At 62.3% G+C, this 13,998-nt stretch carries 16 protein-coding genes; 5 read left to right on the forward strand and 11 right to left on the reverse strand.

Annotated features, from left to right (window positions below; genetic code table 11):
- The first annotated feature begins 256 nt into the window (after positions 1 to 256).
- Positions 257 to 2,857 (forward strand): AMP-binding protein, encoded by a 2,601-nt coding sequence (locus IB279_RS06225; RefSeq protein WP_113188273.1) that lies wholly within the window; start codon positions 257 to 259, stop codon positions 2,855 to 2,857.
- Here IB279_RS06225 and IB279_RS06230 read toward each other — a convergent pair.
- Entirely contained in the window at positions 2,843 to 3,352 is a 510-nt protein-coding gene (locus IB279_RS06230; protein ID WP_060580918.1) for a DinB family protein, read from the reverse strand. The genes IB279_RS06225 and IB279_RS06230 overlap by 15 nt on opposite strands.
- Before the next feature lie 148 nt (positions 3,353 to 3,500).
- Between IB279_RS06230 and IB279_RS06235 the strand changes: the two genes are divergently transcribed.
- Together IB279_RS06235 and ndk are read left to right on the forward strand one after the other, a co-directional pair.
- Positions 3,501 to 4,190: a glutathione S-transferase family protein gene (locus IB279_RS06235; protein ID WP_113188274.1), complete on the forward strand. Its 690-nt coding sequence runs from the start codon at positions 3,501 to 3,503 to the stop codon at positions 4,188 to 4,190.
- Between the two features lie 102 nt (positions 4,191 to 4,292).
- Positions 4,293 to 4,715 (forward strand): nucleoside-diphosphate kinase, encoded by a 423-nt coding sequence (ndk, locus tag IB279_RS06240; protein ID WP_034803877.1) that lies wholly within the window; start codon positions 4,293 to 4,295, stop codon positions 4,713 to 4,715.
- Positions 4,716 to 4,806: 91 nt separating this feature from the next.
- Here ndk and IB279_RS06245 read toward each other — a convergent pair whose 3' ends face one another.
- On the reverse strand, positions 4,807 to 5,316 hold the full coding sequence (locus tag IB279_RS06245) for a hypothetical protein (RefSeq protein ID WP_113188275.1): 510 nt from the start codon (positions 5,314 to 5,316) through the stop codon (positions 4,807 to 4,809).
- Positions 5,313 to 5,873 (reverse strand): CGNR zinc finger domain-containing protein, encoded by a 561-nt coding sequence (locus IB279_RS06250; protein WP_113188276.1) that lies wholly within the window; start codon positions 5,871 to 5,873, stop codon positions 5,313 to 5,315. Before IB279_RS06250 ends, IB279_RS06245 begins: the two co-directional genes overlap by 4 nt.
- A gap of 67 nt (positions 5,874 to 5,940) precedes the next feature.
- Between IB279_RS06250 and IB279_RS06255 the strand changes: the two genes are divergently transcribed.
- Positions 5,941 to 6,837: a branched-chain amino acid ABC transporter permease gene (locus tag IB279_RS06255; protein ID WP_113188277.1), complete on the forward strand. Its 897-nt coding sequence runs from the start codon at positions 5,941 to 5,943 to the stop codon at positions 6,835 to 6,837.
- A 16-nt stretch (positions 6,838 to 6,853) separates the two neighbouring features.
- Here IB279_RS06255 and IB279_RS06260 read toward each other — a convergent pair whose 3' ends face one another.
- The 5 genes from IB279_RS06260 to IB279_RS06280 all read right to left on the reverse strand — a co-directional run bounded on the left by IB279_RS06260 (position 6,854) and on the right by IB279_RS06280 (position 11,088).
- The gene (locus IB279_RS06260; RefSeq protein WP_113188278.1) at positions 6,854 to 7,318 is read right to left on the reverse strand and encodes a molybdenum cofactor biosynthesis protein MoaE; all 465 of its coding nucleotides are present in this window, start codon (positions 7,316 to 7,318) and stop codon (positions 6,854 to 6,856) included.
- A 4-nt stretch (positions 7,319 to 7,322) separates the two neighbouring features.
- Entirely contained in the window at positions 7,323 to 7,583 is a 261-nt protein-coding gene (moaD, locus tag IB279_RS06265) for a molybdopterin converting factor subunit 1 (protein WP_034803865.1), read from the reverse strand.
- Entirely contained in the window at positions 7,580 to 8,167 is a 588-nt protein-coding gene (pgsA, locus tag IB279_RS06270; protein ID WP_034803862.1) for a CDP-diacylglycerol--glycerol-3-phosphate 3-phosphatidyltransferase, read from the reverse strand. The genes moaD and pgsA overlap by 4 nt, the downstream gene beginning before the upstream one ends.
- 129 nt (positions 8,168 to 8,296) lie before the next feature.
- Complete coding sequence (uvrC, locus tag IB279_RS06275; RefSeq protein WP_113188279.1) at positions 8,297 to 10,327, reverse strand: excinuclease ABC subunit UvrC; 2,031 nt, start codon at positions 10,325 to 10,327, stop codon at positions 8,297 to 8,299.
- The gene (locus IB279_RS06280; RefSeq protein WP_060522139.1) at positions 10,324 to 11,088 is read right to left on the reverse strand and encodes an SDR family oxidoreductase; all 765 of its coding nucleotides are present in this window, start codon (positions 11,086 to 11,088) and stop codon (positions 10,324 to 10,326) included. Before IB279_RS06280 ends, uvrC begins: the two co-directional genes overlap by 4 nt.
- A gap of 368 nt (positions 11,089 to 11,456) precedes the next feature.
- Here IB279_RS06280 and IB279_RS06285 point away from each other — a divergent pair, with 368 nt between their 5' ends.
- Positions 11,457 to 12,095 (forward strand): outer membrane protein, encoded by a 639-nt coding sequence (locus IB279_RS06285; RefSeq protein ID WP_060522140.1) that lies wholly within the window; start codon positions 11,457 to 11,459, stop codon positions 12,093 to 12,095.
- Positions 12,096 to 12,155: 60 nt separating this feature from the next.
- Here IB279_RS06285 and IB279_RS06290 read toward each other — a convergent pair whose 3' ends face one another.
- The 3 genes from IB279_RS06290 to IB279_RS06300 form a co-directional block, all read right to left on the reverse strand.
- Entirely contained in the window at positions 12,156 to 12,746 is a 591-nt protein-coding gene (locus tag IB279_RS06290; RefSeq protein WP_113188280.1) for a glutathione S-transferase, read from the reverse strand.
- 61 nt (positions 12,747 to 12,807) lie between these two features.
- Positions 12,808 to 13,524 (reverse strand): ribonuclease T(2), encoded by a 717-nt coding sequence (locus tag IB279_RS06295; protein ID WP_112975711.1) that lies wholly within the window; start codon positions 13,522 to 13,524, stop codon positions 12,808 to 12,810.
- A 2-nt stretch (positions 13,525 to 13,526) separates the two neighbouring features.
- The gene (locus tag IB279_RS06300) at positions 13,527 to 13,967 is read right to left on the reverse strand and encodes a hypothetical protein (RefSeq protein WP_034803848.1); all 441 of its coding nucleotides are present in this window, start codon (positions 13,965 to 13,967) and stop codon (positions 13,527 to 13,529) included.
- Positions 13,968 to 13,998: the final 31 nt, after the last annotated feature.

The following is a 13,998-nucleotide window of genomic DNA, read 5'->3' on the forward strand; positions in this document are numbered from 1 at the left end:
TCTCGATCTCTGGATTGATAAGCCGCCACTATGAGAAGGCCGCATTTAAGGGAGTCTGAAGATTTCGAGCTCTGGGCGATTCCCGCCCGGTATGGTTGCTAAATTCCATCGGCCCTCCGTCCACCGCAACCGCATGTCGCGGGGGAATGGACGGTCGTCAACTGTCGCCATCTTTATACTTGACGCCTTTAGTCACCAATTATATTCGGCGCTGCTAAATCGGGCATCGAGCCCGGGCAAACAGCGACGGTCAAGCATGTCCCTCTCGTTCATTGCGGATCTGGCGATATGGGGCGACCGGCCGGCGCTGCTCTTTTCCGGGCAACGGATCGTCACCTATCGCGAACTCCATGAGCGGGTCACCCGCCAGGCACTTGCCTTTCGCGGTCCGCGCGGGCTGGTAACGATCGAGGCCGAGCTTTGCGAGCATGCGATTGTCGCCTATCTGGCAGCGCTCGCCGCCGGGCATGCCGTCGCCATGCAAGCCCCGAAGAACGGCGCTGCCGGCTCCTGGGTCGATGCCTTCGAGCCAGACTTCGGCTTCCGTCGCATCGATGGCCGCTGGCGCACGGAGCATCTGCGACAGGGCGACAGGACGCCCCATGACGAACTGGCCGTCATGCTCTCGACTTCGGGCAGCACCGGTTGCGGCAAGGCCGTGCGCCTCTCGCGGGAAAACATTTCGGCCAACGCTGTGGCGATCGCGGACTATCTCGGCCTGACGGCGGAAGATCGCGGCTGCTTGATCCTGCCGCTCCATTATTCCTACGGCCTGTCGGTGCTGAATTCTCACCTGGCCGTCGGCGCCAGCCTCTATATTCCCGGCGGCTCCATCCTCGATGCCGCTTTTCTCGATGGTCTCGCGGAAAGCGGAAGCACGAACCTCTCGGGCGTGCCCTACTCCTACGAGCTGCTGGAAAAAGTGGGCTTCCGCGACCGTCGCTTCGCCAAGCTGCGTTTCATGACTGTCGCCGGTGGCCGCTTGAGCGCTGATGTCATCCGACTCTACAACGACCATCTCGGCACCCAGGGTGTGGCTTTCTTCGCCATGTACGGCCAGACCGAGGCCACCGCCCGCATCGCCTATGTGCCGCCGGCTCAGCTTTCCGGCAACGAGGACAGGATCGGCGTCGCCATTCCAGGTGGACGCCTTCTGATCGTGAGCGAGAGCGGCGTGCCGATCGAAAGCGACGGCGTGGCTGGCGAACTCGTCTATCGCGGCCCGAACGTCATGATGGGCTATGCCATTTCACGGGATGACCTCTGCCGCGGCGCCGACCTTGCCGAATTGCGGACCGGCGACCTCGCCATGCGCCATGCCGACGGCCTGTTCCAGATCGTCGGCCGCATGAAGCGGATCTCCAAGATCGCCGGGCTCAGGATCGCGCACGATGTGCTGGAAGCGGGGCTCGAGGCGCGCGGCATCACCGCTGCCGTTGTCGGCGACGATGCCGGCCTTCACGCCTTTTACGCCGGCAGCCGCGATGCCGAAGAGATCAGGCGGCTCTTGGCGCAGGCAAGCGGGCTGACATTGGCCCACCTGAAGGCGACGCCCCTTGCCGAGATGCCGCGGCTTGCCAGCGGCAAGATCGATTACAACGCACTGAACATGGCAGCCCGCCAAGCGACGGCCAGTGGCGATAATGATAACGGCGGTATCGAAGGGCTCTTTGCCCAGGTCTTCTATCCAAAGCGGGTGAAGCGGTCCGACAGCTTTGTCTCGCTCGGTGGCGATTCCTTGCGCTTCGTTCAGCTGTCGATCGGGCTGGAAAAGGCGCTGGGGCAAGTTCCGGATGCCTGGGAGACCTTGCCGATCGCCGGGCTATCGCTCCAGGAACGGCGCGAGACTGCCACGCGACGGATCGGCACGGACCTCTTGATCCGTGCGCTTGCCATTCTTCTGGTCGTCCTGCACCACGAGGTCCTGTGGCCGATCCCCGGCGGGTCGGCGGCCATGGTCGTTCTCGCCGGCTTCAGCCTTGCGCGCTTTCAGATGGGACCGCTGCTTGCAGGCGACGGCTGGGCGATCCTGCGGCCGCTCGCGCAGGTGCTGATCCCCTATTATCTGATCGTTGCGGCCTATGCGGTCGCCTGGGGTGAGGTGCCCTGGGCCTCGGTCTTTCTCGTCGGCAACTTCGGCGTGGCCCTGCCGGAAACGCACGGCATGGTGCCCTATCTCTACTGGTTCATCGAGGCCTATTGCCAGATGATGGTGGTCTTCGTCGGGCTTTTTGCCGTCCCGCAGTTTCGACGTTTCGTGTCGGCAAAACCCTTCGCCGCCGGGATGGCCCTGCTTCTGGCCGCGCTTGTTACCCGTCTGGCGCTGCCACTCGTCTGGCCGATCGGCAATCGCCAGATCTTCACGCTGCCATGGATCTTCTATCTCGCCGTCATTGGCTGGTGCGCCGCCGTTGCGGAAACGGCCAGGCAGCGGCTGCTGTTGATGCTGGCCGGCACGGCGGCCTTCCTGTTCTTCGGCCTCTACGAAGGAGTCTGGATCGGCACGAAGATCAAATATCTGCTGCAGATCGCCGTCTTGGCCGCGCTGCTTTACCTTCCACGCGTCAGTCTGCCGCGCTGGTCGACTCAGCTCATCCTGCCCCTGTCGGCGGCGGGTTTCCACATCTACATCCTGCACCGCTTCGTGCCGGAATTGCTGATGGTGCCGATGCAGCCGGCCTTGCCGCCGGCGGCTTTTTCGCTGCTGTCGATCGTCGGCGGCGTGGCGCTCGGCCTCGTCGCATGGCTCGGCCAGCGTCAGCTCTTGAAGAAGCTTACCGCATGGCGCGGGCGTGAGATCCGGCCACTGCGGCTGTTCGGCTTCGAGGCGTTGCGCTCGCCGTTACGCCCACTGTGATCCTTGGGTCCTCAGAAACTGGGCCAGGTCCAGTATCAGGGACGGGCGCCCGAGCGCGGTGAGCGTCGCGTGCGCCTGACCGCGATGGTGGGTCTGGTGGTTGAAGAAGTGGCCGAGCGTTGGCGCCAGCCTCTGCGTGACGGCCGCCGGATTGGTGAGCGTTCTGTAGCTAAGCAAAGCGCCAAGGCGCTCATCGCTGAGGTTGTCGATCCAGGCGATGATGCGTTCGTCCTCGGCCGCCCGCGCGGCGGTAAGCCCGGCGAGGTCCTCGTGCAGGGTCGTGTCGAGTGAAGCAGGGGTATTGCCCTCGCCTGTGAAGCGCTTCATCCAGATGCGGTCGGCAACAAGGATATGATTGAGGGTTGAAAGCAGTGAGCCGAAAAAGGCGCCGCGGTTTTCCCGCAATTCGGCATCGGTCAGCTCCGCAGCAGCAGCATAGACGAGGCGGTTCGCCCAGCGGTTATAATCGGCGAACATGCGAAAATGATCGAGCATCGGCTACCTTCCTGATGGCTGCGGTCGCGGATGGCGACGCTAACCCGGAACCGCATTCCTGTGTCTGATATCATTCATGAAATTTACTGATTTGATGACGCGGCGGATATGTCGTTCAAGAGGACGCCAATCGTCCCGGAGAGTTTGCATGACTAGAAAGCTCTATTCGCTGTGTGGATCCGACAGGGCGCGTCCCTTCTCGCCGCATGTGTGGAAGACCGCGATGTCGCTGGCCCACAAGGGGCTCGACTTTGACACCGTGCCGATCGGTTTCACCGAAATCCGAGCGGTCGAGGACGGGGCGACGAACCTGGTGCCGTTACTGCGGGATGGAGAAAAGCTCGTGAAGGACAGCTTCGAGATCGCCCTTTATCTCGAACGGACCTATCCGGACCGTCCGGCGCTCTTTGCCGGCGAGGGGGCGATGGCGATCTCCCGCTTCGTCGAGGGTTGGTCGCAGACGACGCTGCACCCGGCCGTCACCCGCATCATTATCCGGGATATTCACGACAGGCTGGATCCCGTCGATCAGGCCTATTTCCGCGAGAGCCGGGAAAAGCGCTTCGGCACGTCGCTCGAGGCCGTGGCCGAAAGTGGCGGATCCTCTCTCGCAACCTTCTCGGAAAAGCTCGAGCCTTTGCGCCATTTGCTGAAGATTCAGGATTTTCTGGGTGGTGCAACGCCGCTTTTCGCCGACTACATCGTCTTCGGCGCGTTTCAATGGGCGCGCATCGTCTCGCCGCAGCGCCTGCTTCAGCCGGGTGATCCCGTCACCGCCTGGTTTGAGCGCTGCCTCGATCTGCATGGCGGGCTCGGGCGCAGTGTGACGGCTGCGTGAAACCCGCCTGGCCTAAGCCGAATCATCGGTGAACCCCCTTGTTTTGCGCGGAATTGGCGGCTAATGAACCGCCACTTCTCAAGAAACAAGGGATTTGAGCCAATGGCTATTGAACGTACCTTCTCGATGATCAAGCCGGACGCGACCAAGCGCAACCTGACCGGCGCCATCACCAAGATGCTCGAAGATGCCGGCCTGCGCGTCGTCGCTTCCAAGCGCGTCTGGATGAGCCGTCGCGAAGCCGAAGGCTTCTACGCCGTTCACAAGGAGCGTCCGTTCTTCGGCGAACTGGTCGAGTTCATGTCCTCCGGCCCGACCATCGTTCAGGTTCTCGAAGGCGAAAACGCAATCGCCAAGAACCGCGAAGTCATGGGCGCCACCAACCCGGCAAACGCTGACGAAGGCACGATCCGCAAGGTTCACGCTCTCTCGATCGGCGAAAACTCGGTTCACGGTTCGGATGCTCCGGAAACCGCTGCTGAAGAAATCGCCTACTGGTTCTCGGGCACCGAGATCGTTGGCTGATTCAAAATCTTCGGTTCGAGCCATAGCGGCTTGAATTGACTCAGGATTTGAGCCGGAGCGGAAACGCTCCGGTTTTTTGTTGCCCGGTCTCTCAGACGGGGCACTTCGCGGTTTCGAAATGGGCTGGTGCCTTGCCGCCGCTGAAGACCGCCGGGTTCTTGTCGTAGGCCGGGCCCTCGACCAGCGGTTTGGCCGGCATGATATCCTGATCGATATCGGAGACGACGGTGGTCTCGAGCTTCTGCAATGACTGGCCTTCGGGGCCTTTCACCTCGATCGACACCGTATAGGGGCGATCCTTCTTCACGCAGGTGACATCGGGGCTTTCCAGCACCACCTTCTCCAACTTCGGAAAGAGCTTGCGCTCCAGTGTCAGCGCGTCGCCGCCGGCCGGATTTTCGAAGTGCGCCACCACGATGCTGCCGTCGGGCACCGCCTCGGCCTTCGTCAGCGTGACCATGTAGGTCGCATAGGCGAGGCGGTAGTTGAAGACGAACATCTTGCCCGTCAGCTTCAGCGGATCCGGGCCGCTCTCGCGCTGACATGCCACTGTGGCGAGTGCGATGGCAAGTGTGGCCAAGATCCCGAATGTCCTTGTCATGGGCCTGCCTCTTCCCTGTTGCGGTGATAGTGGCGCTTGGCTTTGGTGCGGTTGCCGCAGACGGCCATGTCGCACCAGGTGCGGCTGCGGTTGCGGCTGCGGTCGAGAAACAGCCAGCCGCAATTCGGGCAGATCTTCAGCCGATCGGGCTCGGGGTTGGCGGCAAGCGTGAGAGCCGATTGCGCCGTTGCGGTGTCGAGCGAAAGCAGGCCGCCCTGGTGCATCGAGCCGCGCAAGACGCTGGCGATGGCTTCCAGCAGATCCGCCAACAGTTCCGGCCGGCCCGTGTCCGAGATCTCCGCGCGAAAATGCCGGTCGGTCGCTTCGCGCAACTGCAAGAGCCGGTCACGGTTCTCCGCGGCGACAGGCGCAAGCGCGCCGAAGCGTACACTCTCCGCGCTATAGCGGTTGGCCGCTTCCGCAAAGGAATGGAGTGCGACGACATCGGCGAAGCGGTCGATCCGGCGTTCGGGATCGAAACGCAGGACGATGGAATTGGCGACATCCAGTGCCAGGGCGCCGCCGGCAAATCGATGGGCTGTCCAGGTGAAGGTCATGCAAAAATCCTAACTGGTAAAATTGATTTTACCAGTTATATTGATCTTGTCACGCTCCGGATGCGCCATGCTCTATTTTCTGCAGCAGCTCGCCAATGCCGTTCCCGTCGCAGCGCTCTACGCGGCGTTGGCCTTTGGCTACGCGATCGCCTTTGCCGTGACCCGCCGGGCCGATCTCACCTATGGTGCGCTCTTTGCCTTCTCGGGCCAGATCTTTGTGCTATTTGCTGCTTTCGGCTGGGACCGACTGTGGCTGGTGCTTCCGGCCGCCCTTGGTCTCGGTGCGGCGGCTGCCCTGACTTTCAGTGTTGGTGCCGGGCTCGTCGCCGGGCGTTATGTCATGCGGCCGTTGGCCTTCTCGTCGGCCAACACCGTCGTCGTCGCCTCGCTCGGCTGCCTGCTGGTGCTGATGGAAACGGCACGGCTTGCCTCGGAGACCCGCAGCCTGTGGCTGCCGCCGTTCCTCAATGCCAACATCGTCTTCTGGGATGATCCGCGTTTCCCGGTCACGTTGACCGTCATCCAACTCGGCAATACCGCGCTGATGGCGGCGTTGGTGGCGGCCGGGCACTGGTTCCTGACCCATTCGCGGGCGGGGCGGTTTTGGCGGGCCGTCTCCGAGGACCGGGGGGCTGCAGCGCTTTGCGGGGTCGACGCGGCCACTGTCTACGTCGTCGCGTATGGCGCGGCGTCCCTGATTGCCGCCTTTTGCGGCATCCTCGCCGCGTCCTACTACGGCAACATGGATTTCGGCACAGGGCTTACTTTCGGCGTCAAGGTACTGTTCATCGCCGCGATCGGCGGCCAGGCCTCACCGCTCTATGCAGCCCTCGGCGCTGCCGCGGTCGGCCTGCTCGAAACACTATGGAGCGCCTATGGGCCGATCCTCTGGCGCGACTTTGCGATCTTCGGATTTCTGGTGATCGTGCTGGCGGTGACGCGCAAGGAGAAGGTCATTCCCTGACCTCAAGGAACGGCGGCTACTTCGACCAGCGGTCCCGTGCGGTGTCGTCGGCATCCTTGGCGCTGACCCAGCCGCCGGTCGTGCCGTCGCCCAAATGTTCCTTCTTCCAGAAGGGAGCCGATGTCTTCAGGAAATCCATGATGAAGTTGGCGCCGTCGAAGGCGGCCTGCCGGTGCCGCGAGGCGGCAACGACAAGCACGATGTTCTCGCCGGGAAGGATCTTGCCGTAGCGGTGGATGGCGGTGGCCGCCTGGAGCGAGAAGCGCTCGATCGCCTCCTGGCAGATGCGTTCGATCTCCGCCTCGGCCATGCCGGGGTAGTGTTCCAGTTCGAGGGCGGCAAGCGTGCCTGCCTCGTCGCGGCAAAGCCCGGAAAAAGTGACGATGGCGCCGATGTCGGCACGCCCGGCCGAAAGCTTTGCGACCTCGCTATTGAGGTCGAAATCCTCGCGCTGGACGCGCACGGTCACCGGCGCGCGCATGGCCTCAGCCACCCGTCATCGGCGGAAACAGGGCGATCTCCCGGGCGCCGGCGATCGGCTCCTTGTGGTCGACATGTTCCTGGTTGATGGCCGCGCGGATGACGTTTTCATGTTCGAGCGCCGCCTCGTATTCCTCGCCGAGCGTCTTCAGGTGCTGAAGCAGATCGGCAATGGTGACGACACCGGCGGGAAGGTCGAGGGTTTCCTCGCCCTTGCCGATACGCTCGCGCACCCATGAGAAATAGACAAGGTTGACGGTGCTCATTCGTTGACCACGTGCTTGAGGCCGGCGCGGAAGTAATCGTAGCCCGAATAGAGCGTGATCGCGGCGGCAATCCACAGGAGCACGATACCGGCTTCCGTCGTATAGGGCAAAATCTTGTCGCCGGCCGGGCCGGCAAGCAGGAAGGCGATGGCGACCATCTGGATCGTCGTCTTCCACTTGGCGATGCGGGTAACGGGAACGCTGACCTTCAGCGCCGCCAGATATTCGCGCAGGCCCGAGACCAGGATTTCACGGCACAGAATGATGATCGCAGCCCAGATCGACCAGCCGGCGATCGTGCCGTCGGCGGCGACCAGCAGCAGGATGGAGGCGACCAGCAGCTTGTCGGCGATCGGATCGAGCATCTTGCCGATGTTCGATGTCTGCTTCCAGATGCGTGCGAGATAGCCGTCGAAGAAATCGGTGATTGAGGCAACGGCAAAAAGCGCCACTGCCGTCCAGCGCGCGAAGTCCGAACTGTGCAGCCGTCCTTCGACGAAGAAGCAAAGGACGATCAGCGGCACGATCAGGATGCGGAAATAGGTGAGCAGGTTCGGGATGCTGTAGGCGACGGGCGTGGGCATGGATTCGTGTTCTCTGGTTCGTCAGGTACAGAAATGACTTTGCTGGCCGGAGGTCAACAGGTCATCGTCGTCAACTGTCATATTTGCCCTATCGCATGTGAACGCCGGGTGAATTGTGACATCAGGTTTTCATTTCCCGGCATCGTCGTGGAAATGTTCGTAGACCAGCCGCGCCACCGTTTCGGAAATCCCGGCGACGGCCATCAGGTCGTTGATGCCGGCGCGCGAGACGGCTTTGGCGGTGCCGAAATGCGTGAGCAGCGCGCGCTTGCGCGTCGGCCCGATGCCGGCGATCTCGTCGAGCGGGTTCTTGACCATCTCCTTTTTGCGGCGAGCCCGATGCGAGCCGATCGCGAAACGGTGCGCCTCGTCGCGCAGCCGCTGGATGAAATAGAGCACCGGATCGCGCGGCGGCAGCGTGAAGCTGTCGCGACCGAGCGCGAAGAAGCGTTCGCGGCCGGCGTCGCGATCGACGCCCTTGGCGACGCCGATCGCCGTCACGCAGTCCTCGACATCGAGCTCCTTGAGGATGGCGCGCACCGCGGTCATCTGTCCCTGACCGCCGTCGATGAGAATGACGTCGGGCCAGGCGGGGAAAGCGGCATCGTCACCGACCTCCACGCTCCGGTCCGGTTTGCCCTCTTCCTTCAGCAGCCGCGAGAACCGCCGCGTCATCACTTCGCGCATCATACCGAAGTCGTCGCCCGGGGTGATGTCGGTCGATTTGATGTTGAACTTGCGGTACTGGCCTTTGACGAAGCCTTCCGGCCCCGCCACCACCATGCCGCCGACGGCATTGGTGCCCATGATGTGCGAGTTGTCGTAGATCTCGATGCGGCGCGGCGTGCGCTCCAGCTTGAAGGTTTCCGAGAAGCCTTCGAGCAGGCGCGACTGCGAGGCCGTTTCTGCCAACTTGCGGCCGTGCGCCTCGCGCGCATTGGCGAGCGCGTGATCGACGAGATCCTTCTTTTCGCCGCGCTGCGGCACCTGGATCGCGACCTTGTATCCGGATTTTTCGCTGAGCGCCTGGCCGAGCAGTTCCTGCTCTTCCACCGCTTCGCAAAGCAGGATCTGCCGCGGACAGGGCTTGTCGTCGTAGAACTGTGCGAGGAATTGCGAGAGCACCTCGGCCGTCGGCAGCGACGGGTCGGCCTTCGGGAAATAGGCGCGGTTGCCCCAGTTCTGCCCGGTGCGGAAGAAGAACACCTGGATGCAGGAGATGCCACCCTCGTGGTGGATCGCAAAGACGTCGGCTTCCTCGACGCCAGAGGGGTTGATGCCCTGGTGGCTCTGGACGTGGCTGAGTGCGGCGAGGCGGTCGCGGTAAAGCGCTGCCCTTTCGAAGTCGAGGTTCTCGGCTGCCTCGCCCATGGCGGCAGCGATCGTCGCCTTCACCGCTTGGCTCTTGCCCGAGAGGAAGTCCTTGGCCTCCTGAACGAGTTCCGCATAGCCCTGATCGCTGATTTCGCCGGTGCAGGGCGCCGAACAGCGCTTGATCTGGTAGAGCAGGCAGGGGCGCGTGCGCGTCTCGAAGACGCTGTCGGTGCAGGTCCGAAGCAAAAAGGCGCGCTGCAACGAATTGATCGTGCGGCCGACCGCGCCGGCGGACGCGAAGGGACCGAAAAAGTCGCCCTTGCGGCTGCGTGCGCCGCGATGCTTGTAGAGTGCCGGCGCACGGCTGTCGCCGGTCACCAGAATATAGGGAAACGACTTGTCGTCGCGCAAAAGCACGTTGAAGCGGGGCCTCAGGCGCTTGATCAGGTTCGCTTCGAGCAGCAGCGCCTCGATCTCGGTGCGCGTCGTCACGAACTCCATGTTCGCGGTCTCGCGCACCATGCGGGCGATGCGGTTGGAATGACCGCGCCCCTGGGCATAATTGCTGACGCGCTTCTTCAGGCTGCGCGCCTTGCCGACATAGAGAACGTCGCCGGCCTCGTTGAACATGCGATAGACGCCGGGGCCATTCGGCAGCAGCTTGACGAAGGCCTGGATCAGCTCCGCGCCCTTCAGTCCCTCGGTCTCCGAGTGATTCTCGTGCCACTCGACGACGGGCGCAACGCCGCTCACGTCAGACACTTCGATCAGGTCGTCGTCGTCGTCGTCTTCCGCTTCGCTGCCATCATAAAGGATGCCGCCGTCGGCCGGCACGCGTCCATTCATTCCACTATCTCCCTGATGTCGGGCGTTTCCCAGGCGAGGTGCTGGCCCCCGTCCAGCGCAATCATCTGTCCGGTAATCGACGGCGTGTCGAACAGGAAGCGGATCGTCCGTCCGAATTCGTCGAGCGTCGGCCCGCGCTTCAAGATCAGCGCATCGACCTGCGCCTCAAAATCCTTCGGGTCCTGCCGTTCGTTCGGCAGCGTCGGCCCGGGGCCGATGCCGTTGACGCGGATGCGCGGGGCGAGTGCCTGCGCCATCGTCCGGGTGGCCGTCCAAAGCGCCGACTTGGACAACATATAGGAATAAAAGCGCGGATTGGGAGCCCAGACGCGCTGGTCGATCACATTGATGATGAGCCCGCTGGCGTTGGCCGGCAGTTGCGCGGCGAAATCGCGCGCCAACAGGGAAGGGGCTTTCACATGCAGCGCGAAATGCTGGTCCCAGACCCCTTCGTCGAAGGCATCGAGGCTATCCTTCTTGAACAGCGACGCATTGTTGACGAGCAGATCGATCGGGCCGAGTGCTGCTGTCGCGCGCTCGATCAGTGTCGATGTCGCGCCCGTATCCGTAAGGTCGGCTCGAATCGCGACGGCATTCGTTCCCGTCTTCTTCAGGGTTTCGGCCAGGGCCCGCGCTTCGTCAAACGAGGCATCGGCATGAATGGCGACCGCAAAGCCGTGGGCGGCCAGGTCCTCCACTATAGCTTTACCGATCCTCTTGGCGCCCCCGGTTACGAGAGCCGCCTTCAGTGCTTTCTTCAACGTTTCATCCCGCTTTTTCGAATCTTCGCGTCCGCGGACGAAGATATAGGGAAGAAACGCGGGGCTGAAACACTCCCTGACGATTCCTTGCCCAAAAATTAATGGAATTGGCGTAAATTGTATTATTTTGCGTACTTATAGTATAGCTTTCGTTAATCTTGATTTATGGTTAACAAATCTCCTGTGGCGCCAAAGCAACATCAAATTTCGGGCGCGTTTGTGCCACCAAAATTTCACATTTTGGCTCTTGTGAATCCGCATTTGCTGGCCAATTTCAGCTCAACCGGGCGGGTTAAATTAAGAGTTGCCTGATGTTTCACTGTGGGACCCCAAGCCCTCGGCGCATCGGGACGAAAAGGAGAATGTTTATGCGTACGCTCACCACCACCCTCATGGCTTCGGCTGTGTCCCTCATCGCCTTCCAGGCCGCCCAGGCTGCAGACGCGATCGACGAAGTTCCGGCAGCTCCGCAGGCCGAATACAGCGAGCCGGCAGTCAAGAACTGGTCGGGCGCCTATGTCGGCGGTACCGCCGATTGGAAGCATGGCCAGCACGATGCGACCGGCAGCAACACCGCAGCCGGCTTCGGCGGCGGCCTCTATGGTGGCTACAACGTTCAGGACGGCCAGATGGTATACGGCGGCGAAGCCGATATCGGTTACTCCGGCCAGGATTCGACCAAGGGCAACCTGCGCATGAAGCAGGGCGTCAACGGCTCGCTCCGTGGCCGCGTCGGTGTCGATCTGAACCCGGTCCTCGTCTACGGTACCGCAGGTCTTGCCGTCGGCCAGACCAAGGGCACCGTCGGCGGCGCTTCCGACAAGAACACCATGGTCGGCTGGACCGCAGGCGTCGGTGCTGAAACCTTCGTCACGGACAACATCACCGCACGCGTCGAGTACCGTTACACGGACTACGGTTCGAAGGACTTCCGTATGGGCAGCACCAAGGTCTCGTCCGGCTACGACGAGCACGCTGTTAAAGTCGGTATGGGCGTGAAGTTCTGATCGGCTTCTGCCGGATCAAAGAAAAGGCCGGGGAGACCCGGCCTTTTTTGTGTCTGCACGTTAGGCCATGAACTTGGGGTAATCCGGGAAGTGCTTTTCGAACTTCGCCGGCCAGTTCTTCAGCTTGGCACGCCCCTTCTGCCATTCGCCGGCAAACCGCAACTCGATGTAGCGCAGCATCGCCGCGAGTGCGAAATGGCCTGCATTGAGCTTGGCCCCGGTCTTCGGCAGGTTGGCATTCAGATGGTCGAGGCTGCGCTCGACCTTTTCCCATTGCCGGTCGATCCAGGGCTGGTGCACCTTTTCCGGCGGATGGGAGCGTTTCTCGTAGACGATCGACAGCAGGCTGTCACAGACGCCGTCGCATAGCGCTTCCAGCAACTCGACGTCGGTGCGCTTTTCGGCGTTCCTGGGATAGAGCTTGCCCTTGGTCTCCCGGTCGATGAAATGCATGATCGTACGGCTGTCGTAGAGCGCCCGTCCGTCGTCGAGAATCAGCGTCGGGATCTTGCCGAGCGGATTGTTGTCGATCAGCTCCGGCGGATTGGCATTGGTGTCGGTCAAGACACTTTCGGCCGCATAGCCCGCATAATGCGCCGCCATGCGCACCTTGTTCGAATAGGGCGAGGCGGGCGAGTACAATATCTTCATCGGGCGTCTTTCCTTCCAGGGATTGCGAGATGGGTTTCTAAAAGGCGCCTTCTGCGGCTGGTCAAAGCGCGGGGGGCAGCGACACGCTTTCCTTTCGGCAGGCCTGGCGATCGACCGCCGGGCAGGCGCGGAAATTGAGCGACTTGTCGAAGCAGATCCGGATTTCCTCGAGCCGACTACCCTCGCAGGTCACGGCGACCGCGTCCTTCGTCATGCCGGGATTCTTGGCAACGAGCGCATCTTCGATGGCGGCGACGCGCAGGCCCTTTTCCTGCGGGGGAGGTGCGAGCTCCGATGGCAGCGTCAGCCGGTCCCACGCCGCGCGCGTGACGGCGAAGTATTCCTCCTGACTGAGGCCGGAGCAGGTCCCGTGCTTGCGCCATTGGTGGCCGATCAGGCCCATCGATGGAATGAGGTCGAGATATTGCTTGCCGAGCGACGACGGCACGCGATCGGACTGGCGTGTCGGGCAGAAGTCCGGATAGCCCCGTTCGTTCTGCGGCCACAGGCCATGCACGATCAGGCCGCGATTGCCGCCGACTTCGCACTGGCTGGATTTTCCCTTGGGGTCATTGTCGCCGCACCAGGTCGGCGACCAGGAAAGCGAGAGCACATAGAAATCGAAGCCGCTGCCGACCGGCACCGTAACGGCCGCCTTCGTGGCTTGCGTTCCCGTCGCCGTCGGCGCCTTTTCAGTGTTCTGATCGCTGCAGCCAACGAGGGCTGCTGCAACGAAAAGCGCCGGCAGAAGCCGGCGCGTTTTCCGGAATGATCTCATGATTAACGGAGCGAAGCGCAATAGGCGCCGTAGACATACCAGGGATCGAGGCCGCCGACGCAGAACTCGATGCTTCTGCCGACGCCGGCAAAGCCCCACGGGCGTTCGATGAGGTAATAGAGCGCACGCTGTTCGCCGTTGGTCATCACAGCGGTTCCGTAGCAATATTCACGCTCGACGAGATGCGTCTCGTCGCGGAACTCCTGCCGATTCTGCCCCATGTCGCGGATCTCGGCGATCGAGAGATTGGCGTGCAGGTAGTTTGCATCCCGATACTCGAAACGGGATGTGATGAAGCCGAGAACCGAGGATTCACTGCAGACCCCGGCGTTGTAGGATTGCGCCTGGCTGCTGCCGATGTAGTCGGCGGCAATGGCGCCCGGCGCCGTAGCGCCGGCGAGGGAAAGCGAAATGAGAAGCGTGGCGGCGAGCGTGCGAGTCATGGGCGTCTCCCTATGTCGTCGCATGAGATTG

Source organism: Ensifer sp. ENS06, from assembly GCF_014852205.1.
In the GTDB taxonomy this organism is placed as follows: domain Bacteria; phylum Pseudomonadota; class Alphaproteobacteria; order Rhizobiales; family Rhizobiaceae; genus Ensifer; species Ensifer adhaerens.

Excerpts from the sequence above, each read along its gene's own strand:
- IB279_RS06225 (WP_113188273.1), top strand. The coding sequence starts at position 257 with ATGTCCCTCTCGTTCATTGCGGATCTGGCGATATGGGGCGACCGGCCG.
- IB279_RS06230 (WP_060580918.1), bottom strand. The coding sequence starts at position 3,352 with ATGCTCGATCATTTTCGCATGTTCGCCGATTATAACCGCTGGGCGAAC.
- IB279_RS06235 (WP_113188274.1), top strand. The coding sequence starts at position 3,501 with ATGACTAGAAAGCTCTATTCGCTGTGTGGATCCGACAGGGCGCGTCCC.
- ndk (WP_034803877.1), top strand. The coding sequence starts at position 4,293 with ATGGCTATTGAACGTACCTTCTCGATGATCAAGCCGGACGCGACCAAG.
- IB279_RS06245 (WP_113188275.1), bottom strand. The coding sequence starts at position 5,316 with ATGACAAGGACATTCGGGATCTTGGCCACACTTGCCATCGCACTCGCC.
- IB279_RS06250 (WP_113188276.1), bottom strand. The coding sequence starts at position 5,873 with ATGACCTTCACCTGGACAGCCCATCGATTTGCCGGCGGCGCCCTGGCA.
- IB279_RS06255 (WP_113188277.1), top strand. The coding sequence starts at position 5,941 with ATGCTCTATTTTCTGCAGCAGCTCGCCAATGCCGTTCCCGTCGCAGCG.
- IB279_RS06260 (WP_113188278.1), bottom strand. The coding sequence starts at position 7,318 with ATGCGCGCGCCGGTGACCGTGCGCGTCCAGCGCGAGGATTTCGACCTC.
- moaD (WP_034803865.1), bottom strand. The coding sequence starts at position 7,583 with ATGAGCACCGTCAACCTTGTCTATTTCTCATGGGTGCGCGAGCGTATC.
- pgsA (WP_034803862.1), bottom strand. The coding sequence starts at position 8,167 with ATGCCCACGCCCGTCGCCTACAGCATCCCGAACCTGCTCACCTATTTC.
- uvrC (WP_113188279.1), bottom strand. The coding sequence starts at position 10,327 with ATGAATGGACGCGTGCCGGCCGACGGCGGCATCCTTTATGATGGCAGC.
- IB279_RS06285 (WP_060522140.1), top strand. The coding sequence starts at position 11,457 with ATGCGTACGCTCACCACCACCCTCATGGCTTCGGCTGTGTCCCTCATC.
- IB279_RS06290 (WP_113188280.1), bottom strand. The coding sequence starts at position 12,746 with ATGAAGATATTGTACTCGCCCGCCTCGCCCTATTCGAACAAGGTGCGC.
- IB279_RS06295 (WP_112975711.1), bottom strand. The coding sequence starts at position 13,524 with ATGAGATCATTCCGGAAAACGCGCCGGCTTCTGCCGGCGCTTTTCGTT.
- IB279_RS06300 (WP_034803848.1), bottom strand. The coding sequence starts at position 13,967 with ATGACTCGCACGCTCGCCGCCACGCTTCTCATTTCGCTTTCCCTCGCC.